The sequence below is a fragment of the Paracoccus sp. (in: a-proteobacteria) genome (genome assembly GCF_047973135.1).
Lineage (GTDB): Bacteria > Pseudomonadota > Alphaproteobacteria > Rhodobacterales > Rhodobacteraceae > Paracoccus.
In genome coordinates this window covers 1-7,707 of the sequence record NZ_JBKEBL010000343.1, presented here as the reverse complement: position 1 = coordinate 7,707, position 7,707 = coordinate 1, and the positions used below count along the sequence as shown (strand labels likewise).

Genomic DNA, 7,707 nt, shown 5'->3' with positions numbered 1-7,707 from the left:
GTTCTACAAACCTCAATGCGTCCAGGGTGCGCGGCGGTCGGTGGCGAAATTCTCGCCATAGCCGCGGGGGCGGATGTTCGGGGCGCGGCCATGTGGTTCCTGTACGATGAAATCCAGACCGCGTTCGCGGGCGTAATCTTCGGCCTGCTTGCGGGTGTCGAATTTCAGGTGGACCTGGCTTTGCGTGTCGTCGCTGCTGGTCCAGCCCATCAGCGGATCGATCTCACGCGGGTCGGCGGACGGAAATTCCAGCACCCAGCCTTTTGTCCGGGCGGTGCCGGATTGCATGGCGTTGCGGGCGGGCTGATAGATGCGGACACGCATGGCAGGTTTCCTTTGGCTTCGACCGCTGAACTTATCGCCAATGTCGCCGCGCGGATCAAGCCCGGAACGGATGGGCAGGCTGCGGCGTTATCCCGTGGCATCTGAATCAATGACAACGAGGTATCCATGAAAACCCCCGGTCTTTGTCTGCTGATGACAGCATTCGCCAGTGGCCTGCCTGCCGTTGCGCAGGATATGGCCGCCCCCCTGACCGCCGAAATCGCATCCGCCGATGGTGCGGCCCTTGGCACCGTGACCGCTCGGCCCACCGAATCGGGCATGATGAGCGTGACCATCGCCCTGGTCGGGGCGCCGCCCGGCGTGCATGCGGTGCATATCCACGAAACCGGCCTTTGCGAGCCGCCGGATTTTGCCTCGGCCGGCGGGCATCTGGCGAATGGAGCCGATCACGGCGTGATGTCGCCGGCGGGGCCCCATCCGGGCGACATGCCCAATCTTGTGATCCCCGAGGGCGGTGCGCTGACGGTCGAGTATTTCGTGCCGAACCTGACGACCGGCCTGATGATGGACGAGGACGGCGCGGCCTTCATTATCCATGCCGGGGCCGACGATTACGTCAGCCAGCCCTCGGGCGAGGCGGGCGGGCGGATCGGCTGCGGTGTTTTCGCGCCGTGATGCGGGCTTGTCCCGGCAGCCATGCAGGCTGACCCGTGGCCGTGCCAATGGCGGCACAGGCCCTTTGCGATCCTGATGACAAGCGAGACAGAGGGTTGGCGAACGGCTGCGGGGGCCTCGGTTCCGGGCCGGGTCTGCCGTGCCGTCGTCGCAAGACCGGGCCTTCAGGAACGGTCAGTCGCCGGGGCCGACGGGATCACGCCTTGGTTGCGCTGACCGGGGGAGTCTTGGTGCGCGCGCGCTGCCGCGCCTCGCGCCAGGTGATATAGCTGATCGCGGCGATCATGACTGCGCCGCCCAGAATGACCCAGCCGTCCAGCGGCTCGTGGAACAGGGTGGTGCCTAGCAGGCTGGCCCAGATCAGTTGCAGGAAGGTGACGGGCTGCGTTACCGTCAGGGGTGCGGCGGAAAAGGCGCGTGTCATGGTGTAATGTCCCAGCGTGGCAAAGGCGGCGACCAGCGCCAGCCAGCCGGTCTGCGCCCATGTCGGTGGCACCCAGACGGCCCAGGCCAGCGGCGCAAGGCCGATGGACACGGTGACGGACAGCATGGCGACAACCACTGCCGCCGAGGCCCTGTCGGCCAGTTGCTTGGCGATCAGATAGGATGACCCGAATGCGATTGCCGCCGCCACTTGCGACAGATGCCCGGGGTCGAGGGGGCGCAGTCCCGGTCGCAGCACGATCAGCGCCCCCAGCAGGGCGACGCCGATGGCAATGATGCGGCGGCGGGCCAGACGCTCGCCCAGAAACAGCGCCGCTCCGATAGTGACGACGATGGGATTCAGAAAGCCGATCGCCGTAACCTCGGCGATTGTGATCCGCGACATGGCATAGAACCAGGCGATCACGGCGATTACATGCAGCCCGCCGCGCAGCGCGAACATCCCCCACAGCCGTACGGGAAAGCCCTGCCGAAGCGCTGGCCAGATCACCGGCAGCAGCAGGATCAGACCAAAGAGAAAGCGGATGAAAGCGGCCTGCGGGGCCGGCAATGCGCCCCCAAGCCCGCGCACGATACCGTTCACCGCGACAAAGCTAAGCCCCGTCAGCAGCATCCAGCCGATGCCGATCAGATCACGACGGGTTTCAGGTTCCAATTGCATGATCTGCAACTGCCGTCTTTTGCGGAAAAGCGCAAGTGTGCTGTGGGAATAAAGTGATAGCCGGCCGACATGATCCCTTTGAACGCGTCTGGCCATATCAGACCGGCCGTTTGCGCACCAGTTCCGTGACGAGGCCGGTCACGACCGTCTTGCCGTGCTGATTGCGCAGGGTCACGCGGTCGGTGACGATGCCTGCTTCGGGGCGCGAGGCGCTGTCGCGCAGGGACACGGTTTCCCATTCGGCCTGCACCGTGTCGCCAATCCGGACCGGGGCGGTAAAGCGTATCTCGGACCAGCCCAGAAGGGCCAGACCCGACGACACCAGCCGCCCCGAGCGTACGATCAGCCCGTGCATCAACGCAAGGTTCAGCATGCCATGCGCGATGCGGCCGCCAAATTCGGTCGTGGCGGCATGGGAGTCGCTGGTGTGCAATTCGGCCATGTCGCCGGTCAGCCCGGCGAAGAGGCCGATATCGGCCCCGGTTACGGTCCGCGTGGGCGACAGGCCGTTGTGACCGATGGCCTGATCCTCGAACCAGTCCGGGCGCGCGGGCGAGGGAATGGTCATAGATGCGCCCTCGCATTGCCGGGATGGCATTGATGCGGCGGCGCATCGGAATCGCGTTTCGCGGACAGCAGGCTCAGCCCGTGTTGCCTGGGCAGGGGCGGCATCCGCGCCCTGGACGCAAGGGCGGCGATTGCAAGGCCCGCCGCAGCCCTTTCGAAATTCGGCATGCTTTCCTCTTGCATTGTTCCGGATGCACGACAGCCTGCGCCCGGATCGCAGACCCGACGATTTCGCAGCATTCTGTATGCGTGCTATCTGTAATCTAGATTATGAATTTCAACCAGACAAGTGGCTTGCCCGAAAAATAATTAGCTAGGTTACGGTATGCATGTTGATATAAAGCTTGACCTGTGTATCATATGTCCTGTCACGGGTAAAAGGGGGGGAAGGGAATGATCGAATGGATCAACACCGCGCCGGAACTGGCCGATCCCGGGTATCTGCCGGGTGACGATCTGCGGCATCGCCCGGAAGCCGGGGGCAAGTCGCGGGATTCGCTGTTCTGGCAGATGGTGATGCCGGATCACGACCTTGGTTTTCAGTGCTATCTCTACCTGACCGGAACCGGCAAGGCCGGGTTCAACGTCATTCTGTGGGGCAAGGACCGCAAGGCCCATGTCATTGACCTGATGCAAGGCGATGTTCCCGACAATATGGATTTCGACGATTTCCGCCTGAAGGGGCTGCATGTCATCCAGCCCGCCGATCAGCGCAGCGCGACGCTGCGCTATGAAAGCGACAGGATCAGGCTGGACTATGCGTTCAGTGGTTTTCACGCGCCCTTCAGCTATCGTTCGAACCCCGACGGGCTGCCCTCGTGGTTCGCCCACAACCGGCTGGAGCAGTCGGGCTGGGTCACGGGCTTTGTCGAATGGGATGGCGGGCGGGTCGGTTTCGGCCGCATCGGCCATCGCGACCATTCCTGGGGTGTGCGTCACTGGCAGGCCCCGCAGCATTGGAAATGGCTGGTCGCCTATACGCCCGACGCCAGCCGCATCGTCAACCTGTGGATCTGGCAGGCGCGCGGGGATCTGGGTGTGGGCGGCTATGTCATCCGTGACGGCGAACTGGTGCCGGTTGCCAGCGCCCGGCAGCGGGCCGAATATGACGACGACATGACCCAGCGGCGCATCGAGGTGACGATCACCGACATTCGCGGCGGCACCTGCGACCTGACGATGGAGAGGTTCGGCCTGGTCCGGCTGCCGACCGGAGGGCGCTATGCCACGATGATCATGGAGGCCGCCTGTACCGCCCGGATCGATGGGCGCGAGGCGGCGGGGCAGTTCGAATGCCAGTGGCCGATGACCTATCTTGAGAACCTGACCGAACTGAACGGGCAGGGCGCATGAGCCGGGACTGGGACGGCGCGACGCTGGCCGCCCTGACCGGGTTTCTGGACCGCAAAGGGCTGCTGGATGGCGATCCCGCGCCGTGCCGGATCGGGGACGGGCACTCGAACCTGACCTATCTGATCCGTGTCAGGGGCGGGAATGCCGTGCTGCGCCGCCCTCCTCCTCCGCCTCTGCCCAGGGGGGCGAATGATGTCCTGCGCGAAGCGCGGGTGCTGACCGCACTTGGCGATCAGCCGGTTCCGACGCCTGCGGTGCGCGCCGTGGCGCAGGCGGGCGAGGTGCTGGATGTACCTTTCTACATCATGGATCATGTTCCAGGTGCTGTTCTGACCACGGCCCTGCCCACGGAATATGACGGGGCTGGCGCGGCGCTTGCCTTTGGTCTGATCGACGGGCTGGCGCAATTGCATGCCGTGGACTGGAGGGCCTGCGGGCTGTCGGATTTCGGTCGGCCTGACGATTTCAATGCCCGCCATCTGCGCCGGATGACCGGCCTGATGCAGAGGCGCGACGGCCCGGTGCCAGCCTTCCTTGCCGACATGGCCGGGGAACTGAGCCGCGACATCCCCACCGAAAGCGGCGCGGCGATCCTGCATAACGACTATCGGCTGGGCAATGTGATCTGGTCTGCGGACACGCCGCCCCGGCTGCTGGCGGTACTGGACTGGGAACTGGCGACCATCGGCGATCCGCTGCTGGATCTGGGCTATTTCGCCTGTTGCTATCCGGTGCCGGGCGAGGTTCCGACACCGACACAGGATCTGTCCCTGGCCCTTCTGGCCGCCGGTGCCCCCGCACGCGAGGCGGTGATTGCGCGCTATGCCAGCCGGACCGGTGCCGATCTTGGCCGCATCGGCTGGTACGCAGCGATGGCGGCGTGGAAGCTGGCGGTGCTGTATGATTATCAACACCGCGAGGGGCGCGACGCCTATTACGCCGATGCCACGCAGGCCCCCCGGTTCATCGCCGCAGCCGAGCGGTTTCTGGCCGCGCCGCTGATGACCTGAAAAGGAAAGGACGATGGACGATCCACTGCTATGTGACATCGCCGGCGGCGTCGCGCTGCTGACGCTGAACCGCCCACAGGCGCTGAACGCGCTGAACGACGCTTTGCGGCTGGCGCTGGTGGCGACGCTGGCGCGGCTGGACGCGGATCGCAGCGTGCGGGCCATCGTGCTGACGGGCGCGGGCCGGGCCTTCTGCGCGGGGCTGGACGTCCGGGAACTGGAGGCATCGGGGCGCGATGTCACCGCGAATGTCACGGGTGGCGATGTCGGCGGGGCGCTGACCCGCTGCGGCACTCCGGTCATCGCCGCAGTCAACGGGCTGGCCGTGACCGGTGGGTTCGAGATCGCGCTGGCCTGCGACATGATCGTCGCCGCCCGCAGCGCCTGGTTCCGTGACACCCATGCGCAGATCGGGCTGCTGCCCGGCTGGGGCCTTTCGCAGCGCTTGCCGCGGACGGCAGGGGCAAATATCGCCAAGGAAATCTCGCTGACCGGTCGCAAGGTCGATGCGGCAGAGGCCGCGCGGATCGGTTTCGTCAACCGCGTAGCGCCGGATGACAGGTTGCTGCACGACGCCCTGACGCTGGCCCGCGAGATCGCGCAATGGCCGCGAACCGGAACACGCGACATCAAGGCGCTGATCGACGGCGGGCTGGCCCTGCCCCTGGGCGAGGCGCTGAAATTCGAGCTTCGGTTTTCGCGGGACAGAAACCGGCAGGTGACGATCACGGCAAGGGCCTGATACCGGTGGCCCTGACGAATGACTGTTCCCCATGGCCAGAGGCGGGACATTGCTGCCATTGGGGCTATGGCTAAGCAGCCGACCCGGCCCGGAGTCAGGGCGCATCGCCCCATCGTTGCCAGCGGCCCCCGCAGTCGTCCGCTGACCCCCTGTTGCGCCTGTCACTACCGTTGCAAAGGGCTAAACTTCGCCGGCATGCGGCAAAATGCCGAAACAGCGAGGCGTATCGGCGGCATCTGGCCTGTCTTGCGCGCGGTGGCGGAACAAGCTGGAATGCCTGTGGCAAGTCTCTACTCATCGCGGCATCAGCGATTGAAGGGACATTTGATGAGCAACACATTTCAGGTCAATGGCTATTCGCACAAGTGGCAGCGCAATCCCGATGTCGCGACACTGGCGGATGGTGGCTTTCTGATCGTCTATGAAAGCTATGTGAAGACTAACGATGCCCCTGCGGCCACGATTGTCTATTCACAGCGATATGACGCGGCGGGAAAGCCGGTCGGCGGCGAAACGTGGCTTGACGGATGGGAGGACGCATTTTCCGGCGATGCCAGCATCACCCTGTTGTCCGATGGCGGTTATGCCGTCACCTGGCTTTACGATGGTCAGGACGCCATCCTTGCCACGCATGAGGAAGTCTGGGTTCAGGCATTCAACGCCGACGGAACCGCCCGGTTCGAGGCGGTCCGCGCCGATACCGTCGCGGGAAACAACGCCAGATTGCCCGAGATCGTCGCCACCGCAAATGGCGGTTTCACGGTGATGTTCTGCATGGAGGGAGCCGGCGAGGGCCTGCTGTTTGACGAGCTTTACAGCCAGCAATTCGCGGCAGACGGCACACCTATAGGCGGCAACAGGCTGGTCAATACCCAAGTCGGTGAAAATGATCAGTCCTTCGCGCGATCCGCCGTGCTGGCAAATGGTTCCAGCATTTCCATCTGGAACAGCGAAAGCAGCCATGTAAGCCTGGATGGGGATCGCAGCAACGAGATTCGCGGCACGATCATGGATGCGACCGGCAAGGTCGTGCGGGGGGATTTCTCGCTGGCAATGAATCAAGGCTCCAGCAATGTCTTGGCTACCGGGTTGGACTATGACGTTGCCGCGCTGACGAATGGCGGCTTTGCCGTCGTCAGCAAGAACTATGATTTCGACCTGGGCATCGACGATGAAGATAACTCTTACTATCTGATGATGCGGTTCTTCGATGCATCAGGCAGTCAGGTGGGCATGCCAGCCATCGTGGACAAAAGCGACCATGTGCAAAGCAACATATCCGTCACGCAACTGACTACGGGTGCCATCGTGGTGGTGTGGGAACAGAGGGACGATACCCCCAGTACTGTCAGAGATGCCATTTATGGGCGCGCCTTTTCGGCCACCGGTGTGCCGCTGACTGACCGTTTCGACGTCAGCCCCAAGGTGGGGGATTTCGTGCAGGACCAGACCGGCCCCGAGATCGCAGCCCTGCCGGATGGCGGCTTTGTGGTCACGTTCACATCGGCGGTTATCGATGGCGATCACGATGGGGTCGCCGCGCGGATCTTTGCCCCGATCCATCCGGGCGAAGAGGTTCCCGACACGGACCTGCCGCCGGTCGATGGGGATGCGCAGCCGCCTGTAGACGGCGGCGGGCAGGTGCCTGATCGCGGCGGCAATGACCGGCTGGCCGGTACTGCGGGGAATGACGTGCTGAACGGCGCAGCCGGGAACGACGTGCTGCGGGGCGGGGCGGGCAACGATGCGCTGCGCGGCAAGGGCGGGAATGACAAGCTGTTCGGCGGGGCCGGCAATGACCGGTTGTTCGGCGGCAAGGGGGCCGACAGCCTGAATGGCGGAACCGGGAATGATCGGCTGCGGAGCGACGGGCAGGCCGATGTCCTGAACGGCGGCGGGGGTCGCGATGTTCTGCTTGGCGGCGGCGGAAACGACCGGCTGCTGGGCGGCAAGGGCACGGACAACCTGTT

The 7,707-nt window shown here is 64.5% G+C and carries 8 protein-coding genes; 5 read left to right on the top strand and 3 right to left on the bottom strand.

Annotation, left to right across the window (positions count from 1 at the left end):
- Positions 1–12: 12 nt before the first annotated feature.
- The gene (locus tag ACK5L9_RS24355; protein ID WP_416914046.1) at positions 13–324 is read right to left on the bottom strand and encodes an ETC complex I subunit; all 312 of its coding nucleotides are present in this window, start codon (positions 322–324) and stop codon (positions 13–15) included.
- Positions 325–450: 126 nt separating this feature from the next.
- Between ACK5L9_RS24355 and ACK5L9_RS24350 the strand changes: the two genes are divergently transcribed.
- The gene (locus ACK5L9_RS24350) at positions 451–960 is read left to right on the top strand and encodes a superoxide dismutase family protein (RefSeq protein ID WP_416914045.1); all 510 of its coding nucleotides are present in this window, start codon (positions 451–453) and stop codon (positions 958–960) included.
- 196 nt (positions 961–1,156) lie between these two features.
- Here ACK5L9_RS24350 and ACK5L9_RS24345 read toward each other — a convergent pair whose 3' ends face one another.
- Both ACK5L9_RS24345 and ACK5L9_RS24340 read right to left on the bottom strand, forming a co-directional pair.
- Positions 1,157–2,065 (bottom strand): DMT family transporter, encoded by a 909-nt coding sequence (locus ACK5L9_RS24345; RefSeq protein WP_416914044.1) that lies wholly within the window; start codon positions 2,063–2,065, stop codon positions 1,157–1,159.
- A 97-nt stretch (positions 2,066–2,162) separates the two neighbouring features.
- Positions 2,163–2,633, bottom strand: a complete 471-nt coding sequence (locus ACK5L9_RS24340; RefSeq protein WP_416914043.1) for a MaoC family dehydratase — start codon at positions 2,631–2,633, stop codon at positions 2,163–2,165.
- A gap of 392 nt (positions 2,634–3,025) precedes the next feature.
- Here ACK5L9_RS24340 and ACK5L9_RS24335 point away from each other — a divergent pair, with 392 nt between their 5' ends.
- The 4 genes from ACK5L9_RS24335 to ACK5L9_RS24320 all read left to right on the top strand — a co-directional run.
- A complete protein-coding gene (locus tag ACK5L9_RS24335) occupies positions 3,026–3,985 on the top strand; it encodes a hypothetical protein (RefSeq protein ID WP_416914041.1) in 960 nt (319 codons plus the stop codon).
- Entirely contained in the window at positions 3,982–4,995 is a 1,014-nt protein-coding gene (locus ACK5L9_RS24330; RefSeq protein ID WP_416914040.1) for a phosphotransferase family protein, read from the top strand. Before ACK5L9_RS24335 ends, ACK5L9_RS24330 begins: the two co-directional genes overlap by 4 nt.
- 13 nt (positions 4,996–5,008) lie before the next feature.
- Positions 5,009–5,737 carry an enoyl-CoA hydratase gene (locus ACK5L9_RS24325; RefSeq protein ID WP_416914039.1) on the top strand — a complete coding sequence of 243 codons (729 nt, stop codon included), beginning with the start codon at positions 5,009–5,011 and terminating at the stop codon, positions 5,735–5,737.
- 327 nt (positions 5,738–6,064) lie between these two features.
- The coding region (locus ACK5L9_RS24320; RefSeq protein ID WP_416914038.1) for a calcium-binding protein at positions 6,065–7,707 on the top strand (1,643 nt) is incomplete at its 3' end.

Coding starts and splice junctions, on each gene's coding strand:
- ACK5L9_RS24345 (WP_416914044.1), bottom strand. CDS start 2,065: ATGCAATTGGAACCTGAAACCCGTCGTGATCTGATCGGCATCGGCTGG.
- ACK5L9_RS24340 (WP_416914043.1), bottom strand. CDS start 2,633: ATGACCATTCCCTCGCCCGCGCGCCCGGACTGGTTCGAGGATCAGGCC.
- ACK5L9_RS24330 (WP_416914040.1), top strand. CDS start 3,982: ATGAGCCGGGACTGGGACGGCGCGACGCTGGCCGCCCTGACCGGGTTT.
- ACK5L9_RS24350 (WP_416914045.1), top strand. CDS start 451: ATGAAAACCCCCGGTCTTTGTCTGCTGATGACAGCATTCGCCAGTGGC.
- ACK5L9_RS24335 (WP_416914041.1), top strand. CDS start 3,026: ATGATCGAATGGATCAACACCGCGCCGGAACTGGCCGATCCCGGGTAT.
- ACK5L9_RS24325 (WP_416914039.1), top strand. CDS start 5,009: ATGGACGATCCACTGCTATGTGACATCGCCGGCGGCGTCGCGCTGCTG.
- ACK5L9_RS24355 (WP_416914046.1), bottom strand. CDS start 324: ATGCGTGTCCGCATCTATCAGCCCGCCCGCAACGCCATGCAATCCGGC.